The sequence below is a fragment of the Devosia sp. J2-20 genome (assembly GCF_055808475.1).
In genome coordinates, this window is the sequence record NZ_CM147870.1 from 892727 (window position 1) to 909106 (window position 16380).

Sequence of the window (16380 nt, forward strand, 5' to 3'; positions counted from 1 at the left end):
GTGTCCGAGACGCTGACAAAGCTGCTCTATGTTGAAGACGATGACAGCATTGCTCAGGTGGTGGTGATTACGCTTGAGGAACTCGGGGGCTTTACGGTCAAGCACTGCGATAGCGGAGCCAAAGCGATCGACAGTGTTGTCGCCTACGCACCGCAACTGATCCTGATGGATGTAATGATGCCGCGGATGAGCGGGCCGGAAACTCTCGAACAGTTCAGCCAGATGCCCGCTGCCAAGGACATCCCGGTGATCTTCATGACGGCCAAGGCGCAGACCCATGAGCAGGAGGCCTATCGCGCGCTGGGCGCAATAGGCGTGATCGTCAAGCCGTTCGATCCGATGACCCTGTCAGATCAGATCGTGGCGCTGTGGCAGGCCCACAGAGCGGGCTGATCGGCAGCCAGATCAGGACCCGAACTTGTTCAGCGCCGGGATCATGCGGGTCAGGGTGCCGTCCTTGCGGACATACTGGTTCCACAGGGCTGCCGCCACATGGCCAGCAATCATGACGACCAGAGCGATGTTGAGCGCCCAGTGCACCCGGCCAAGATCGGCCACGGCGTTGAAGGTCATGCCACCAGTGACAACCATGGCCAGCAGCACGGCATAAAGGCCATTGTGCATCAGACTGGACAGGCGGGCGGCCAGGGCGGGGGTGCCGGGCGCATGATCAGGAACGCCGCGGCGGATGCGCAGTACAATGCGCGTGACGACAGCCAGAAAGATCAGGCTGCCCGAGGCCACATGGGCATAGGCCATCACCGTACCCAGTGTGCCGACGCTTTCACCGCGCTCGAAGACCTGCATGGCCTCAACGATGAATTCGTGAAAAGCAATCTGGAAGATCACGCCGAGAACGACGACCCAGTGGAGCGCAATCTGGGCCTTGGAGTAGTTCGACACGTGCTTGACCATTGAGCTGATCCTTTGGTGTGAGGGCGCCGACTATGGGGCGGTTACGATCGTAAAAGAAGTGCCGCTCGGGTCGACCATCTGGACGGCGTCAGGAAGAAAGTCGGCACCAGAGAGCGTGGCGGCCTGCGCCACCAGACGCGGCTCGACGGCGCGTAGCGTGTAGCCAGTCAGGCGTGCCGACTTAGTGGGGGCCGGGGTAATGTCGGTACCCTGCCAGGTATTGAGGGCGATGCGGTGGGTATAACTGCCGCCCGCGCCCAGATCGGCGAAACCCATCTGGGGCAGATGCAGATTGGGCGCAAAGCCCAGCCTGGCGTAGAACTCGATGGCGGCCTGAAGATCGGCCACGGTGAAATGCAGGTGGGCAATGGTAGCGCCGTCGGCAATGGGCCGGTCGATGTCGCCTTTGCGTAGGCTCAGTTCGTGCCCGGCATCGAGCGGTTCACGCGCCGAGTGGGGATTGCCGTACGCATCAAAGAGCTCGAATTTATTGGTCGAGGTTCCAAAGCGGCCAAAGCGCTCGGGGGTTTCAAAGGCGATTTCGATGCCGATCCCATCGGGATCCTGCAAATAGATGGCCTTGGACATCAGGTGGTCGACCAGCGATATGCGCACGCGCCGGTAGAGCAGGCGGGTCAGGAGCCGCGAGAACTCACCCTGATCAGGGACGCCGATGGCCACATGATAGAGGCCGGTATGGCCGCCTTGCGTCGGGATTTGGGCACCCGCGCGCAGCACGACCAGGGTTTGCTGCTGGGTGCCCAGCGCGACGCCGTCATGCTGGTCACGTACCACAAGACCCAGATTGTCGGTCCAGAAGGTCGTGGCGCGGTCCAGATTGGTGACCTGTAGTTCAATGGCGCCATAGCTGAAAAGCTCAGGAGCACCCTGGGTCTGGCGGGCGAGGTCGAGCGCTGCGGTCTGCATGATTATGGTCCAGTGCAATAAAGGGTGCGGCGGCGTGGCCCCGCCGCCTACGGTCGGCTGTCAGGCGCGTGGTGCGAGTGGCGCCTTGCGGGTGCGGCCCCAGGCAACAAACAGGGCAATGGCCAGCAGCACCAGGTTCATCGGCACAACCGTGAATTCGCCGCGGCTCAGATGAACGCCAATTGCAAGTGCCTGAATGACGCTGAAACCAAGCGCTGCCAGCGGTGTCAGCAGTGGCAAGATGCGGGTGAGCGCTGGCAGGAGGACGCCGATGGCGCCAGCCAGTTCGGCAAAGCCGATAAAGCGGACGAGGGCGAGAGGGGCATCGAGGGTCCAGCCCATGCCCATCTGGGCAAGGGCCTCGACGGGGGTGAAGGCGTGCATGTAGCCCGACATGCCAAACATGCCTGCCAAGGCGATCTGGCCAACCCAAAGGCCAATAGTCCAACCGCGGCCATTCGAGGCGGTCGATACAGTGTTTTCGAAAGTCATTGTCTGTCTCCTGGATCCGCCCTGAATGGGCTTAAGTGGTGAGGCCACTATCCATCTTTCCCATCCATTGATCATCGTGGTAATTGTTGATCCTATCTTTCCTGAAAGGAAATGATCATGGACACGTTGACCAGCCTGCGGGTGTTCGTGGCTGTCGCCGATTTACGCAGTTTTTCGGCGGCTTCGGCGCGCCTGGAGATGTCCGCGGCGATGACCAGCAAGCATGTGCAAGCGCTGGAGCGCCGGGTGGGCGCACGACTGCTCAATCGCAACAGCCGCAATGTGGGGCTGACCGAAGCCGGGGTCACCTATCTGGCCAGCGTGCGGATCATGCTGGACGGGCTGGATGATGTGGAGGCGCGGATCGGTGATGCGACGGTGGTGCCGCGGGGTGATTTGAAGATCAGCCTGCCGGTGTGGATGGCCAATGCGCGGTTCGTGGCTGCACTGGCGGAATATCAGCGCACCTATCCTGAGGTTGTGCTCGACCTCGATCTGGAAGGGCGTATGGTCAATATGGTCGAAGAAGGGTTCGATCTGGCCCTGCGCGGTGCCCGTATGCTCGATGAGGGTCTGATTGCGCGCAAGCTGACCGATATTGCCTTCCATCTCGTCGCCAGTCCGGAATTGCTCGAGCGCGTCGGGCGGCCTGAAAAGCTGCAGGATTTGGTGGGCATGCCGTTATTGGCCTACGGCCCGGTGACAGGTTCGGGTCTGGTGCCGTTCGAACAGAACGGAGAAACGGTCGAGGTGCGGTTTGTGCCGGTCATGCGCAGTGCCAATGAGACCATGCTGCTGGAGGCTGCGCGGGCGGGCATGGGCTTTGCGATCTCACCGGACCTAATGATCGACCAGGACCTGAAACAGGGCTCGCTGGAGCGGGTGTTGCCCGAGCAGGTCCAACTGACCGGGCCGCTTTATGCGGTCTATCCCAATCGCAGCTATCTACCGGCCAAGGTGCGCACTTTCCTTGATCACATGGTGGCCAAGGGCGTGTTCGCCTAGCGGCTCAGCGACGGCGTTTGCGGAAGGAGGCGTCGGGGGGCCGGTGAAGCAGCCGAGGACATGCGGATAGGTCTGGGTGACCACATAGCCATAAACACCGTCCTGAACCATGCCGTTGCAGGCATCCAGATCGCCAAGGCCTTCGACATATTCCCAATCGTCAATGAAGGTGCCGTCATGGGTGCCGCCGGGACCGCCGCTACGTTCTCCGGTCTTGAGGCGGTAGCTGGTTGTAGCAGCGCGGATGGTGCCATTGTCGCTGATGTAGCTGCCGAAAATGGGAAAGCCGTCGGCAGCAAAGCCGATTACCGGCGAGGTCTGGGTTGGGTTGTCCTGCTCGAACAGGGCCATGGGGTTGCCGTGATAATGGTAAGTGCCATCGGGTTGGGTGTGGGCATTGTGTTCGTCGGCGCCGAAATTGCTGGAGCCGCCCATCGGATCATAGCGATAGGGCGCGTTGATGTCGTTGCAGCCAATATTGCCATCGCCGACGCCAAAGCATCCGGCGGCGAGCAGGTCGAGCTTGACCCCGTTGAGGAAGACCGCGTTGTCGTACATCAGGCTGAGCGGTGTGGGACTGGCGGCCGCAGCAGGATTGGCGGGGATGGTGTAGGTCTGGTTCTGCGTGCTGAACCGTGTGGCGAAGCGGCCCGTGGCGTTGAAATCGTGGTTGGGCACGGCATTGGAGGCGATGGTGCAGATGGTTTCGTTAGCCATGATCTCGATGGCAGCGTCGAAGGTCTGGCTATTCTGTATGTCGGTGGCCTGTGCCGAATAGGTATTGGCGTAATCCTGACAATTGGCCGATCGCTCGGTCAAGAGCGCATTGGTAATCTCTTCATGCCCCGACGCACTTCCAATGCCTGTTGTCAGGGTCAGCATGGCCAGTACTGCGACGGCGCCGCGACGGGCAAGGGGCTGAGTTGTGCGCATGGGAGATCTCCTGATTGAGTCAGTCTGGATGCCACCAAGGTGCCTGGCAAGGGGGCCTTGGTGTGGGGTACTCAGCCGTCGGGCAGGGTCTTGATGACGGCGGTCAGTTGTTCGTGGGCGAGACCCTGCTGGATAGCGGCAGCGAAGCGGGCGCGGACCTGTTCGGATACCGGGGCGTGAGCAGGTCCACCGGCCGCGCTGACGGCATAGCCGAGGTCCTTTTTGACCAGTTCGACTGGAAAGAGCGGTGGTGTATCACCCTTGAGCATGAGTTCGCCAGCGACGCGGGCTGCAGGAGAGCAGGCGGGGGTGGCGCCTATGATGGCAAGACAACTAGCCGCATCGAGGCCCTGCCGGGGCAGCATGCTGACCAGTTCGGCCATGACAGCAGTCTGGGTGGCGTAGAGCGTATTGACGGCAAGCTTTATGGCCATAGCAGCGCCGTCGGGACCGGCGGGGTGACTGGTGTCGCCCATGGCGGACAGAATTGGCGTTGCCCGCGCCAGAGCTTCGTCGGTGCCGCCGGCGAAGAAAATGAGACTGCCCGCTTCGGCCTGAGGGCGCGAACCGGCCACAGGGGCGTCCATGAACTGCAGACCATGCCTGGTTGCCACATCTGCCAGATGGCGTAGGTGCTCAAGGCTGAGCGTAGAGCACTCAATGGCCAGCGCAGACTTGTCCATGCCGGCAAAGGCGCCGGATTGAGGATCTGTCCACACCTGGACCGAGGCTGCATCGTCGCGCAACATGGTAAGCACAAATTCCGCGCCCTGAGCAGCGTCGTGTGGGGTGGCCGAAATATTGGCACCCTTTTCGGCCAAAGGCGCGCAACGGGCAGCGGTCCTGTTCCAGACCGTCACCGCGTGCCCCGCGTCGAGGAGGTTCGCGGCCATGCGCGTGCCCATGGCGCCAAGGCCAAGAAAAGCAATATTGGCCATCAAAGTGCCTCCGCATAATTCTGCGGGAACAAGGCGCGCATGGTGTCCTCATCGAAAGCCTGTTTGACACTGAGGTGATCACCAGCGTGCCGGGCTCTGTCGGCGGCTGGGCGCGCGTTGATGGTTGCGCACCAGCGGGTCAAGGCGGGCCAACGATGCCCGCCATCTTCCCCATATACCAAGCCATTACGCACGGCAAAATCAACCCAGCCCCAGGCCGCCATGTCAGCGATTGTGTAGTCAGACCCGGCTAGCCACGGGGTCAGTGTCAGGTGCTTGTCCAGCACGGAGAAATGGCGTTCCAGTTCGCGCGCATAGCGGTTGGTGGCGTAAGCGCTGTCGGTGTGAATGTTGAGGAAATGAAATGCCTGTCCACAAAACGGGCCCAGGCCCGACGCGACAAACATCAGCCAGGAGAGCATTTGGGGGCGTGACCTGTCGTCGCCGTTGAACTGCTCCGCCCGGTCAGCCAGCCAGAGCAGTATGGCCGTTGAATCAAAGATGACCACGTCACCCTCAATAATGGCCGGGACTTTGCCATTGGGGTTGATGCGGCGAAACTCGGGTGTGTGCTGGGCGCCATCCCAGATGTCGGTGGCGACCACCTCATAGGGGTGTGCGAGTTCTTCGAGGAGCAGGGCGACTTTCGTCGGGTTTGGTGTGTTGTGATAAAATAGCTTGAGCATGTGAACCTCCTTGCAGGGTAGGTCACATTGATGGATTATTCCGCTGGAAAGCTGTAGGTGGGTATTTCTGCTATGACTTATCTGGTTCTCAGATGAATGACCGACTGCTGGCGTTGCGCGTGTTCTGCCGCGTCGCCCGTCTGGGAAGCTTTTCGCAGGCGGGTCGTGCTTTGAATCTGTCGCAGTCTTCGACATCGCGGATCGTGTCGGAACTGGAGCGTGAGCTGGGCGTGACGCTGCTAACGCGCACGACGCGGGCGGTTGCGTTGACTGAAGCGGGTGCCGACTATCTGGAGCGGGCAGAGCGCATCCTGGATGCGATGGAGGAGGCCGACCATGCTGTGCGGGGCGATGGGCGGCTGACCGGGCGGCTGCGTATCGGACTGTCGAGCAGCTTTGGTCTGCGCAAGGTGGTGCCGAGACTGGCTGAATTCATGGCGCGCCATGAAACACTGACAGTAGATCTGGCTGTTTCGGACAGCCATCAGGACCTGGTCAGCGAGGGGATCGACATTGCGTTTCGCCTGGGCGCGCTGGTCGACAGCACTACGCTGGTTCGCAAACTGGGCGAGACGCCGCGCATTCTGGCGGCCTCGCCGGACTATCTTGCGTCCCGTCCGACGATTGTCACGCCGCATGATCTGGCAGCGCATGAATTGATCGTGGGGCCGGGCGTCGTGCCGCAGGAGCTGAACTTTCAGTGCGGGGGCGAGAGAATAACCATCCGTGCTTCGGGCCGTACGACCTGCATCGCCAATGAAGGCGCGACTGCCGCGGCACGAGCCGGGCTGGGGATAACCGTATCCTCCATCTGGGGTGTTGAGGCCGAGATCGCGAGCGGACAACTGGTGCAGGTGCTGGCGGGATGGCACGTGGGCAATGTCGCGCTGCATGCGGTGTTTCCTCCCGGGCGCCAACCCAGACCGGCGGCACGAGCGCTTGCCGATCTGTTCGTCGGGCAGCGCCTCTAGGGTTGTATTGGAGTGAGTCAGACACCCACGCCTGGTGACGTGATGTGCTTGTCAAACAAGCGTGGCTAGCTCAAGACAGGGGGGTCTTCGTTCTGCTACTGAGGAGCCAAAATGCCCGATAGACCGTCCGTGCTGGCGCCGTTTCGGCATGAGACGTTCCGCCTGCTGTGGATTGCCACGCTGATGAGCAATCTGGGTGGGCTGGTGCAGTCGGTGGGTGCCGGCTGGATGATGACCACGCTGACGGACAGCCACAATATGGTGGCGCTGGTGCAGGCCTCAACGACACTGCCGATCATGATCTTTTCGATCGCTGCGGGGGCACTGGCGGACAATTTTGACCGGCGCATCGTGATGATCATTGCCCAGAGTGGGATGGCAGTGGTCTCGCTGCTGCTGGCAGTTCTCGCCTTTATGGGGCTGATGAGCCCATGGCTGCTGCTGGGGCTGACCTTTCTGATCGGGGCTGGGACAGCGTTGTTCAATCCCTCCTGGCAGGCCTCGATGGGCGATATCGTGCCGCGCAGCGATCTGGCGGGCGCGGTAACGCTGAATGCCATGGGTTTCAATATGATGCGCAGCATCGGCCCGGCGGTGGGCGGGCTGATCGTGGCGCTGGCGGGTGCGGCGGCGGCGTTCGCACTCAATGCCGTGACCTATGTGCCGCTGATCTTCTCGTTGCTGCGCTGGAAGCCGGAGCGGCCGCCGAACCGGTTGCCGCGCGAGGATTTCGGTAGCGCCATTCTGGCAGGCATTCGTTACGTGTCGCTGTCGCCCAACTTGACCACAGTGCTGTTTCGCAGCTTTTTGTTTGGTCTGTCTGCCATCGTCGTGCTGGCGCTGCTGCCATCAGTGGCGGACGAATATGTCGGCGGCGGTGCGCTGGTCTATGGCACGCTGCTGGGCAGTTTCGGGGTAGGGGCGATTGGGGGGGCGTTCATCAATGGCCGGGTGCGCGAGCGCTATAGCAATGAGTGGATCGTGCGGTTTGCCTGTGTCGGCTTCGCGCTGAGTTGCGTGGGGCTGGGGTTCAGCCGTGATGTGTTTCTCAGCCATATCGTGCTGCTGCCAGCGGGTGCCTGCTGGGTGCTTACGATGAGCCTGTTCAATGTATCTATACAGCTGTCATCGCCGCGCTGGGTGGTTGGGCGTGCCCTGTCGCTGTATCAGACGGCAACATTTGGCGGCATGGCAATGGGCAGCTGGCTGTGGGGCATCAACGCTGATGCAGTGGGGTTGGACTGGTCACTGGCGACAGCGGCGGTGGTGCTACTGGTCTGCGCGCTGGTGGGGTTCAGACTGCCGCTGCCGCAGTTTGAATCGCGCGACCTCAATCCGCTCAACACCTTTAACGAGCCGGTGCTGCGGCTGGATCTGACGCCGCGCAGCGGGCCAATCATGGTGATGGTGGATTATCGCATAGCCCAAGAGGACATCCCGCAGTTTCTGGCGCTGATGACCGAGCGGCGCAAGGTGCGGTTGCGGGACGGGGCGCGGCAATGGGCGCTACTGCGTGATCTCGAGTTGCCCGATCTTTGGGTCGAGAGTTACCACGTGCCGACCTGGGTAGATTATGTGCGGCACAATCTGCGGCGTACCAAGGCGGATGCGGAGAACTTTCAGGCGCTGCGGACTTTGCATCAGGGCGATGCGCCGCCGCGCGTGCACCGGATGATCGAGCGGCAGACGGTGCCACTGGATGACGAGACGCCGTTGCGGGGCACGCCGGAAGTCTAGGACCTAGGCAACAAATCGACACCCCTCGGGTTTGACCTGAGGGGATTGTGCTTGCGGGCAAAGGGATAGGGTAGGGCCCTCGGGTCAGGCCCGAGGGCGACGCGCAGTGGCTGGCTGCCTGCTTCAGGCGACCTGGGCGAAGCGTTCGTCGAAGGCGTAGCCGGCCCCGCGCACGGTGCGGATGGGGTCGGTTTCGCGGCCACGATTGATGGCGCGGCGGAGGCGGCCGATATGGACGTCCACGGTGCGTTCATCGACATAGACGTCGTTGCCCCAGACGCCGTCGAGCAGTTGCTCGCGTGAATAGACCCGGCCGGGATGGCGCATCAGATATTCAAGCAGGCGGTATTCGGTGGGCCCCAGATGCACGTCGCGCGCGGCGCGGCGGACACGATGGGTGGTGCGGTCGAGTTCGAGATCGCCAACCTTGAGGGCGGCCGTGACCAGATTGGGGTTGGCGCGGCGCAGCAGGGCATGGATGCGGGCGACCAGTTCGGGGACCGAGAAGGGTTTGACCACGTAGTCATCGGCGCCGGTGGCCAGACCGCGGACGCGCTCTTCTTCCTCACCGCGGGCGGTGAGCATGATGATCGGGACGCGGGCGGTTTCCTCACGGGCGCGCAGGCGGCGGCACAGTTCGATGCCCGAGATTTCGGGCAGCATCCAATCGAGCAGGATCAAATCGGGCAGCTTGTCCTGAATGGCGTGGGTGGCTTCGTCACCGGTTTCAGCGGTGACGACGCGAAAGCCTTCGGCCTCAAGATTGTAGCGCAGCAGGATGGCGATATCGCCTTCGTCTTCGACTACGAGGATAGTGGCGGGCATTGCTTGCTCCGGTCGTTCTTGCACCACGCCTGGGTGCGAGTGGCTCCACCCTTCAGCCTTCCCCATCAAGGGGAGGTGCAGTGCGGTGGATATATCTGGATCAGGCCTTGATCTGGGTGCGCTGCAGTTCTTCGACATCGCTCGAGAGCTGCTTGCCGGTCTGCAGGTAATAGGCACGTTCAGCAATATTGGTGGCGTGGTCGCCGATGCGTTCCAGGCTCTTGGCGCAGAACAGCAGATGGGTGCAGGGCGTGATGTTGCGTGGATCTTCCATCATGTAGGTGAGCAGTTCGCGGAACAGCGAGGTGTACATGGCGTCCACCTCGTCATCGCGGTTGCACACCTGAATGGCGCCTTCGGCATCGCGGCTGGAGTAGGCGTCCAGCGATTCCTTGATCTGGCGCAGCACCAGTGCGGTCATGTTGCGCACGCCATTGTAGAAGGTGGGCTGCAGGTTCAGCCCTTCGATCTTGAGCGAGCGGCGGGCAAGCTGCTTGGCCATGTCGCCGACGCGTTCAAGATCGGAAGCAACGTGGATGGCCGTGATGATGGAGCGCAGATCGGACGCCATGGGCTGGCGGCGGGCGATCATGGAAACGGCCATATCGTCGATCTTGCGCTGCATGTCGTCAATGCGCTGATCGGCGATGATGGTCAGATCGGCCAGTTCGCGATCGAGCTTGAGCAGGGCCTTGGTGCCGTTTTCAATGGCGACTTCGACCTGGCCACCCATCTCGGCGATGGTCTGGGCGAGGGCGACAAGTTCGTCATTGTAGGAAGAGACGATATGTTCGGGGGCCATGGTGTTCCTCTGGACCTGTGACGTGGCGCGACCGGCCCGCAAAAACCGGACGCCAGAGTGGGTGGGGCGCCGGACTAGCCGATGCGGCCCATGATGTAGTCCTGGGTCTGTTTGTGGACCGGGTTGGTGAAGATGTCTTCGGTGACGCCTTCCTCAATCAGGTTGCCCAGGTGGAAGAATGCCGTGCGCTGGCTGACGCGGGCGGCCTGCTGCATGGAGTGGGTGACGATCACGATGGTGTAGTTTTCACGCAATTCATCGATCAGCTCTTCGATGATGGCGGTGGCGATGGGATCAAGTGCCGAGCAGGGCTCGTCCATCAGGATCACTTCCGGGCCAACCGCAATGGCGCGGGCGATGCACAGGCGCTGCTGCTGACCACCGGACAGGCCGGTGCCTGGCTCATTGAGGCGATCCTTGACCTCTTCGAACAGGCCCGCCTTGCGCAGGGACGACACCACGATTTCATCAAGGTCGGTCTTGGATTTGGCGATGCCGTGGATCTTGGGACCGTAGGCGACGTTCTCATAGATCGATTTGGGGAACGGGTTGGGCTTCTGGAAAACCATGCCGACGCGGGCGCGCAGTTCCACGACGTCCAGATTGGGATCGTAGATATCGTCGCCATCAAGCTTGATGGTGCCGCCGACGCGGGCCCCCTCAATGGTGTCGTTCATGCGGTTGATGCAGCGCAGAAAGGTCGACTTGCCGCAGCCCGATGGGCCGATGAAGGAGGTGACGGCACGATCGGGGATATCGATCGAGATACCGTGCAGGGCCTGTTTGGCGCCGTAGTGGACCGTCACATCGCGGGCGGTGAGACGGATGGGGCGCTCGAGGGCATCGGTGGGGTTCATGGTGCTGTTCACTGATTGCTGAGTCATCTTAACCTTGCCGGCGACCATATCCATTTGTGCGTTCTCCAGTTCGGTCATGCGCGACGCTCGAGGCGCGTGCGCAGGAAGATTGCGACTGCGTTGAGAAGGATCATCATGCCGAGCAGCACCATAATGGCAGCAGAGGTGCGCGCTTCAAAGAAGTTCCGGTTTTCATTGCCCTGCCAGAGGAAGATCTGCACCGGCAGCGCGGTGGCCTGATCCATCGGCGAGCCGGGAATAGAGGCGACGAAGGCGTTCATTCCGATCAGCAGCAGGGGCGCGGTTTCGCCGAGCGCCTGCGCCACGCCAATGATGGTGGCGGTCAGGATGGAGGGGAAGGTGACCGGCAGCACGTGATGGAACACCATCTGGGTTCTGGAGGCCCCCAGACCGAGCGCGGCCTGACGCAGGGCTGGCGAGACCGCCTGCAAGGCTGCGCGGGTAGCAATGATGATCGTGGGCAGGGTCATCAGGGTGAGCACCAGGCCACCGACAAGCGGCGCTGACAGGGGCAGGTGGAAGTAGTTGATGAACACTGCGGCGCCGAGCAGACCGAAGACAATGGAAGGCACCGCGGCCAGATTGTTGATATTGACCTCGATGAGATCGGTGAGCCGCGACTTGGGCGCGAACTCTTCGAGATAGATGGCGCTGGCGACACCGATGGGCACAGCCAGGCAGATCACCACCAACATCATGTAGAGCGAGCCCATAAAGGCACCCGCCAGACCGGCTGAGGCGGGCGCAGCGCGGCTGTCGACATTGGTGAACAGGCCCCAGGCAAAATCCTGGGTGATGGCGCCATTGTCGACCAGAATGTCGACGAGATCGCGGACCGGTGCAGAAAGCTGCTGGCGCGCATCGGGCAGGTCGCGATCGATATTGCCCTTGACCCAGTTATCGACATTGGCCGAGGCGAGTAGGCTGAAATCCTTTGACTGACCCAGCAGGCTCGGATCAGCCACGAATGCCTCGCGCACGACGTGGCGCGCATTGGTTTCGGGGATGGTCAGGATGTCCTTGCTGGATATCTCAAAGCCCGCCGGCGCGGCTTCGGTCATGGCCGCTGCAATGACCTTGTTCCAGTTCAGCATGGCGACATTGCGCTGCCATTTGAGCAGGACAGCATTGTAGTCGGCATCGGACTGGCCGGCTTCCTGAACGGGTTCTGGATCGACCTTGATGATGGCGGGATCAAACGTGACCGTGAGATGCAGCGATGCCTGATGGAAGGCAGGAATGCCCTTGCGCATCACATCGGTGAACAGCAGGGCCACAAAGCCCAGCGCCGCGCAAATGGCGACAATGCCCAGGATCCGGAAGATCTGTTCGTTGAGGTGACGACGGCGCAGACCGGCGCGGATCAGCTTGGTGCGTTCGGTGGCCTGCTTGCGGCCGGGAGCCTGTTGATCGGTCATTATTCGTACTGCTCCCGGAAGCGGCGGACGATGTAGAGCGCCACGATATTGAGAAGAAGGGTCATGACGAAAAGGGTCAGACCCAGTGCGAAGGCGACCAGCGATTGCGGGCCGGCAAAATCGGTGTCGCCGGTGAGCTGGTTGACGATGGACACGGTGATGGTCGAGATCGGCTCAAGCGGGGTGCCGCGCAGGACCGGGCTGTTGCCAGCGGCAAGCACCACGATCATGGTTTCGCCAATGGCGCGGCTGACGGCCAGCAGGAAGGCGCCGACAATGCCGGGCAGGGCAGCGGGCAACAGCACGTTGCGAATGGTTTCGGACTGGGTAGCCCCCAGACCATAGGAGCCATCGCGCATGGCCAGCGGCACCTGGTTGAGGATGTCGTCGCTGAGCGAGGAAATGAAGGGAATAATCATGATCCCCATGACCAGACCGGCGGTCAGGGCACTGGTGGCCGAGATATCCAGCCCCACCATATCACCAAGGCCGGCCAGAAACGGGCCAACCGTGACCAGAGCGAAGAAGCCATAGACGATGGTGGGGATGCCGGCGAGAATTTCGATGACCGGCTTGATGATGGCGCGCATGCGGCGCGGTGCATATTGCGAGAGATAGATTGCCGTCATCAGCCCGATGGGAACAGCCACCAATGAGGCGATGGTGGCGACCCACAGCGTGCCGGTGAGCAGGGGCAGCAGGCCATAGGAGCCATAATCGAGCGTCTCGGTGGTCGAGAATTTAGGATTCCAGACCGTACCGAAGAAGTAGTCGACCGGATTGATGAAGGAGAAAAACCGGATCGCCTCGGTGAGCAGGGAGACCACGATGCCCACAGTGGTCATGATGGCCACGGCCGAGCAGAACATCAGCAGGCCGGTGACCACCACTTCCACAGTATTGCGGGCGCGCAGGCGGGCATTGATGCGGGCGCGGGCGACCAGCAGGGCGACAATGGCGGTACCCGCAGCGGCAGCGACTATGGCCAGGAAGGTGATGAACTGGAAAGAGCGCAGTGCGTCGGCAGCGCTTTGTTCGTAGGGCGCAATGTCGCCAGCCACGCCATAGTCGGAGGCGAGTGCACCAATGCGCTGAACGGCGGCGTTCAGGCCACTCTGATCAAAGCCGGCCAGAATGTCGGTGGGGAGCTGGGAGATGATGTAGGCGCGGGTGATGCCCTGTCCCAGCCAGGCCCACAGGCCCAGAATTATCAGCGCGGGGACAAGGGTCCAGATCGCGACCAGAGCGCCATGATATTGCGGACGGGAGTGAACCTTGACGCCGTTGATGGGCGCTGTCGCCAGAGCGCGGCTTTTGGACCAGCCGGTCTGATAGGCAAGGCCAAGCAGGACGAGGAGAAGGCCGGCGATAATCAGCGAATTCATTGGCGCTCTCCATGCCGTTGGAAAGAGGTGGGCCGCACCAGAAGGTGCGGCCCGGATCGGGTGGTCTTACATACCGGCTTCGAAAGCAGCCAGCACTTCAGCGGTCTTTTCTTCTGGCTGCGGGATCAGGCCAGCGGCTTCAAGGGTGCCGCCATTGCCCGAGATCGCATCGGAGAGGAAGAACTGAACATATTCCTCGATGCCGGGGATGACGCCGATGTGCTGACCCTTGACGTAGAAGAACAGCGGACGCGACACAGGATACTCACCAGCGGCAACGCTTTCGAGCGATGGGGTGACGCCATCAACGGTCGCAACCTTAAGGGTGTCGCGGTTCTGTTCGTAGAAGGACAGGCCAAACACGCCGACCGTGTCGGGGTTGGAGGTCAGGCGTGCCAGGGTTTCGGTGTAGTCGCCGGCGATTTCGACGACAACGTCCTGACGCAGGGTTTCGCAAGCGTCTTCAGCGTGACCTTCTGGCAGACCGGCTGCTTCACAACCGATATTGACGACCTTCTCCTGGAACACTTCGCGGGTGCCGTGATTGGAGCCCGGGATAGCCAGAGCGATCGCCTGATCGGGGAGCGATGCGTCGATCTGGTTCCAGTTGGTGTATGGATTGTCGACCATTTCGCCATCGACAGGCACCTGGGCGGCGATTGCCTTGTAGACAAACAGCGGGGTCAGGGCGAAGTCAGCCTTTTCAGCGGAGGAGGCAAACACGATGCCGTCAAAACCGAACTGGATTTCGCGGATGTCGGTAACGCCCGCAGCGGCGCAGGCTTCCTTCTCGGAATCCTTGATCTGACGCGATGCATTGGCGATGTCGATGGTGTTCTCACCAACGCCTTCGCAGAATTGCTTCAGGCCGCCACTGGAGCCGCCCGAGCCAACAACAGGGGTGTTGAATTCTGGGAAGACGGCGCCGAACTCTTCAGCCACGATCGAGGCGAAGGGCAGTACGGTGGACGAACCGGCGATCTGGATAGTGTCGCGCGACTGGGCGAAAGCGACGGGGGTGCCGAATGCGGCAAGCGCGATAACAGCAGCGCTGGCGAATAGTGCGGTCTTCATGGGGAGTTCCCTTTCGGAATTCAGTTCAAACCTGGCTGGCCACTCCGGAAGGTTATTCCCCGGTGCCGCCCTTTGACGAGGCAGACCATATTGAGCGCGTGCGACAGTTTTATTGCGCTTACGTGACGCGTTTGTGACAGGCTAGGTATCTGAAAACAAATAGAAATGCTCAGAATAAGTGGCTGAGCGCGTCGCTCGACAAGAGCGGATTGTGACACCGATGCCGGCGCGGCCACAGACTCGGTGGGGGGCGAGGTGCAGGTGTGAGCGCAGATGCTAGCGCTGCTGTGTGACAGTCAGATCATCGTAAAGGCGCGTCAATGCGCGCTGGTGTCAGCGTAACAGGGGGCGCACTTCGGACTGTACCTTGCGCATCAAGGGCAGGAAATTGGCGATCATGTGCGAGGTCGAGGCGCGGGCGCTTTGCGCGCCGATATTGAGGGCGGCGACGGTCTGGCCCTGGGTATTGAACAGAGGCACGGCGATGGAACACAGGCCCAGTTCGAGTTCTTCATCAATCACGGCGAAGCCCTGCGCTGCGATGACCGCCAGTTCAGTGGTAATGGCGGCGCGGTCGGCCTTGGTCTTGGCGGTATAGGCGATCAACTCGGATCGATCGAGAATATCGCTGGCGACATTGGCGGGCAGCGCAGCCAGCATAATGCGGCCCATGGAGGTGCAATAGGCTGGCAGGTGCGCGCCTGCGCCCAGATTGATCGACATGACGCGGCGATGGGCTGCGCGGGCAATATAAAGGATCTCGGTATTGTCGAGCACCGCTGCGGACGAGGATTCGTGGATCTGCGCGGAGAGTTCATCAAGAAAGGGCTGGATCAACCGCGGTAGCGGGGTGGCAGCGAGATAGGAATGACCGAGGTTGAGAATGCGCGGCGTCAGGCGGAAGAACTTTCCGTCATAGCTGGCGTAGCCAAGGTGGTGCAGGGTGAGCAGGCAGCGGCGGGCGGTGGCGCGTTCCAGGCCGGTCCGATGTGCTACATTGGTGATGGACAGGCTGGCATGTTCCTCATCAAAACACTCAATGACCGCCAAGCCATTAACCAGACCATTGATGATATCGCCGTCGCGCATGATTGCCCCGTGACCGGTTAGCTCACTGTGTTCGTGGCCAGTGCCGTCATCACCGCGTTGGGCGCAAGACGAACATGTAGCGCAGGGCGCACATTAGGCGTTGGGCCGGGTCCGGGCAATGTGATTGTGTGCTGCATGCGCGCCGGGGAAGGGCGCGCGGACGACGGCGCTAGTCGTAAAGTCCAATTCCCTCTTGCCTGTCGCTGTCACCCTGATATGAGGCCCATGGGGCCTATAGCTCAATGGTTAGAGCCGACCGCTCATAACGGTCTGGTTCCAGGTTCGAGTCCTGGTGGGCCCACCAC

Annotated in this window: 17 protein-coding genes and 1 tRNA gene; 5 read left to right on the forward strand and 13 right to left on the reverse strand. The window is 61.5% G+C overall.

Going from position 1 to position 16380, the window contains the following annotated elements:
* Complete coding sequence (locus tag AC0L37_RS04355; protein ID WP_282221895.1) at positions 1 to 393, forward strand: response regulator; 393 nt, start codon at positions 1 to 3, stop codon at positions 391 to 393.
* Positions 394 to 405: 12 nt separating this feature from the next.
* Here AC0L37_RS04355 and AC0L37_RS04360 read toward each other — a convergent pair whose 3' ends face one another.
* Genes AC0L37_RS04360 through AC0L37_RS04370 form a run of 3 tightly spaced genes read right to left on the reverse strand, consistent with a single transcriptional unit; the run spans position 406 to position 2334 of the window.
* On the reverse strand, positions 406 to 915 hold the full coding sequence (locus AC0L37_RS04360; RefSeq protein WP_282221894.1) for a cytochrome b: 510 nt from the start codon (positions 913 to 915) through the stop codon (positions 406 to 408).
* A 30-nt stretch (positions 916 to 945) separates the two neighbouring features.
* The gene (locus tag AC0L37_RS04365) at positions 946 to 1842 is read right to left on the reverse strand and encodes a VOC family protein (RefSeq protein ID WP_282221893.1); all 897 of its coding nucleotides are present in this window, start codon (positions 1840 to 1842) and stop codon (positions 946 to 948) included.
* 60 nt (positions 1843 to 1902) lie between these two features.
* The gene (locus AC0L37_RS04370) at positions 1903 to 2334 is read right to left on the reverse strand and encodes a DoxX family protein (protein WP_282221892.1); all 432 of its coding nucleotides are present in this window, start codon (positions 2332 to 2334) and stop codon (positions 1903 to 1905) included.
* Positions 2335 to 2451: 117 nt separating this feature from the next.
* Here AC0L37_RS04370 and AC0L37_RS04375 point away from each other — a divergent pair, with 117 nt between their 5' ends.
* Complete coding sequence (locus tag AC0L37_RS04375; protein ID WP_282221891.1) at positions 2452 to 3339, forward strand: LysR family transcriptional regulator; 888 nt, start codon at positions 2452 to 2454, stop codon at positions 3337 to 3339.
* On the opposite strand, the gene AC0L37_RS04380 is transcribed toward AC0L37_RS04375, so the two are convergent.
* The 3 genes from AC0L37_RS04380 to AC0L37_RS04390 form a co-directional block, all read right to left on the reverse strand.
* Complete coding sequence (locus tag AC0L37_RS04380) at positions 3280 to 4272, reverse strand: YHYH protein (protein ID WP_282221890.1); 993 nt, start codon at positions 4270 to 4272, stop codon at positions 3280 to 3282. The two genes, AC0L37_RS04375 and AC0L37_RS04380, sit on opposite strands and share 60 nt — an antisense overlap.
* Before the next feature lie 71 nt (positions 4273 to 4343).
* The gene (locus tag AC0L37_RS04385) at positions 4344 to 5210 is read right to left on the reverse strand and encodes an NAD(P)-dependent oxidoreductase (RefSeq protein WP_282221889.1); all 867 of its coding nucleotides are present in this window, start codon (positions 5208 to 5210) and stop codon (positions 4344 to 4346) included.
* Positions 5210 to 5896 carry a glutathione S-transferase family protein gene (locus AC0L37_RS04390; protein ID WP_282221888.1) on the reverse strand — a complete coding sequence of 229 codons (687 nt, stop codon included), beginning with the start codon at positions 5894 to 5896 and terminating at the stop codon, positions 5210 to 5212. Before AC0L37_RS04390 ends, AC0L37_RS04385 begins: the two co-directional genes overlap by 1 nt.
* Before the next feature lie 92 nt (positions 5897 to 5988).
* Here AC0L37_RS04390 and AC0L37_RS04395 point away from each other — a divergent pair, with 92 nt between their 5' ends.
* Both AC0L37_RS04395 and AC0L37_RS04400 read left to right on the forward strand, forming a co-directional pair.
* Positions 5989 to 6867, forward strand: a complete 879-nt coding sequence (locus tag AC0L37_RS04395) for a LysR family transcriptional regulator (RefSeq protein WP_212657222.1) — start codon at positions 5989 to 5991, stop codon at positions 6865 to 6867.
* A gap of 111 nt (positions 6868 to 6978) precedes the next feature.
* Positions 6979 to 8604 carry an MFS transporter gene (locus tag AC0L37_RS04400; RefSeq protein WP_282221887.1) on the forward strand — a complete coding sequence of 542 codons (1626 nt, stop codon included), beginning with the start codon at positions 6979 to 6981 and terminating at the stop codon, positions 8602 to 8604.
* 123 nt (positions 8605 to 8727) lie between these two features.
* Here AC0L37_RS04400 and phoB read toward each other — a convergent pair whose 3' ends face one another.
* The 7 genes from phoB to AC0L37_RS04435 form a co-directional block, all read right to left on the reverse strand.
* A complete protein-coding gene (gene phoB, locus AC0L37_RS04405) occupies positions 8728 to 9429 on the reverse strand; it encodes a phosphate regulon transcriptional regulator PhoB (protein WP_212657224.1) in 702 nt (233 codons plus the stop codon).
* Between the two features lie 100 nt (positions 9430 to 9529).
* Positions 9530 to 10231: a phosphate signaling complex protein PhoU gene (gene phoU, locus AC0L37_RS04410; RefSeq protein WP_212657225.1), complete on the reverse strand. Its 702-nt coding sequence runs from the start codon at positions 10229 to 10231 to the stop codon at positions 9530 to 9532.
* A 74-nt stretch (positions 10232 to 10305) separates the two neighbouring features.
* Entirely contained in the window at positions 10306 to 11088 is a 783-nt protein-coding gene (gene pstB / locus AC0L37_RS04415) for a phosphate ABC transporter ATP-binding protein PstB (protein WP_249327711.1), read from the reverse strand.
* Between the two features lie 74 nt (positions 11089 to 11162).
* Positions 11163 to 12527 carry a phosphate ABC transporter permease PstA gene (pstA, locus tag AC0L37_RS04420; protein WP_269370828.1) on the reverse strand — a complete coding sequence of 455 codons (1365 nt, stop codon included), beginning with the start codon at positions 12525 to 12527 and terminating at the stop codon, positions 11163 to 11165.
* Positions 12527 to 13912, reverse strand: a complete 1386-nt coding sequence (gene pstC / locus AC0L37_RS04425) for a phosphate ABC transporter permease subunit PstC (protein ID WP_212657227.1) — start codon at positions 13910 to 13912, stop codon at positions 12527 to 12529. The genes pstA and pstC overlap by 1 nt, the downstream gene beginning before the upstream one ends.
* A gap of 66 nt (positions 13913 to 13978) precedes the next feature.
* On the reverse strand, positions 13979 to 14986 hold the full coding sequence (locus AC0L37_RS04430) for a substrate-binding domain-containing protein (RefSeq protein WP_473314429.1): 1008 nt from the start codon (positions 14984 to 14986) through the stop codon (positions 13979 to 13981).
* A 333-nt stretch (positions 14987 to 15319) separates the two neighbouring features.
* Entirely contained in the window at positions 15320 to 16075 is a 756-nt protein-coding gene (locus AC0L37_RS04435) for an IclR family transcriptional regulator domain-containing protein (protein WP_212657229.1), read from the reverse strand.
* Between the two features lie 228 nt (positions 16076 to 16303).
* On the opposite strand from AC0L37_RS04435, the gene AC0L37_RS04440 reads away from it, so the two are divergent.
* A tRNA-Ile gene (locus tag AC0L37_RS04440) sits at positions 16304 to 16379 on the forward strand.
* Position 16380: the final 1 nt, after the last annotated feature.

Coding starts and splice junctions, on each gene's coding strand:
- AC0L37_RS04360 (WP_282221894.1), bottom strand. CDS start 915: ATGGTCAAGCACGTGTCGAACTACTCCAAGGCCCAGATTGCGCTCCAC.
- AC0L37_RS04365 (WP_282221893.1), bottom strand. CDS start 1,842: ATGCAGACCGCAGCGCTCGACCTCGCCCGCCAGACCCAGGGTGCTCCT.
- AC0L37_RS04370 (WP_282221892.1), bottom strand. CDS start 2,334: ATGACTTTCGAAAACACTGTATCGACCGCCTCGAATGGCCGCGGTTGG.
- AC0L37_RS04375 (WP_282221891.1), top strand. CDS start 2,452: ATGGACACGTTGACCAGCCTGCGGGTGTTCGTGGCTGTCGCCGATTTA.
- AC0L37_RS04380 (WP_282221890.1), bottom strand. CDS start 4,272: ATGCGCACAACTCAGCCCCTTGCCCGTCGCGGCGCCGTCGCAGTACTG.
- AC0L37_RS04385 (WP_282221889.1), bottom strand. CDS start 5,210: ATGGCCAATATTGCTTTTCTTGGCCTTGGCGCCATGGGCACGCGCATG.
- AC0L37_RS04390 (WP_282221888.1), bottom strand. CDS start 5,896: ATGCTCAAGCTATTTTATCACAACACACCAAACCCGACGAAAGTCGCC.
- AC0L37_RS04395 (WP_212657222.1), top strand. CDS start 5,989: ATGAATGACCGACTGCTGGCGTTGCGCGTGTTCTGCCGCGTCGCCCGT.
- AC0L37_RS04400 (WP_282221887.1), top strand. CDS start 6,979: ATGCCCGATAGACCGTCCGTGCTGGCGCCGTTTCGGCATGAGACGTTC.
- phoB (WP_212657224.1), bottom strand. CDS start 9,429: ATGCCCGCCACTATCCTCGTAGTCGAAGACGAAGGCGATATCGCCATC.
- phoU (WP_212657225.1), bottom strand. CDS start 10,231: ATGGCCCCCGAACATATCGTCTCTTCCTACAATGACGAACTTGTCGCC.
- pstB (WP_249327711.1), bottom strand. CDS start 11,088: ATGAACCCCACCGATGCCCTCGAGCGCCCCATCCGTCTCACCGCCCGC.
- pstA (WP_269370828.1), bottom strand. CDS start 12,527: ATGACCGATCAACAGGCTCCCGGCCGCAAGCAGGCCACCGAACGCACC.
- pstC (WP_212657227.1), bottom strand. CDS start 13,912: ATGAATTCGCTGATTATCGCCGGCCTTCTCCTCGTCCTGCTTGGCCTT.
- AC0L37_RS04430 (WP_473314429.1), bottom strand. CDS start 14,986: ATGAAGACCGCACTATTCGCCAGCGCTGCTGTTATCGCGCTTGCCGCA.
- AC0L37_RS04435 (WP_212657229.1), bottom strand. CDS start 16,075: ATGCGCGACGGCGATATCATCAATGGTCTGGTTAATGGCTTGGCGGTC.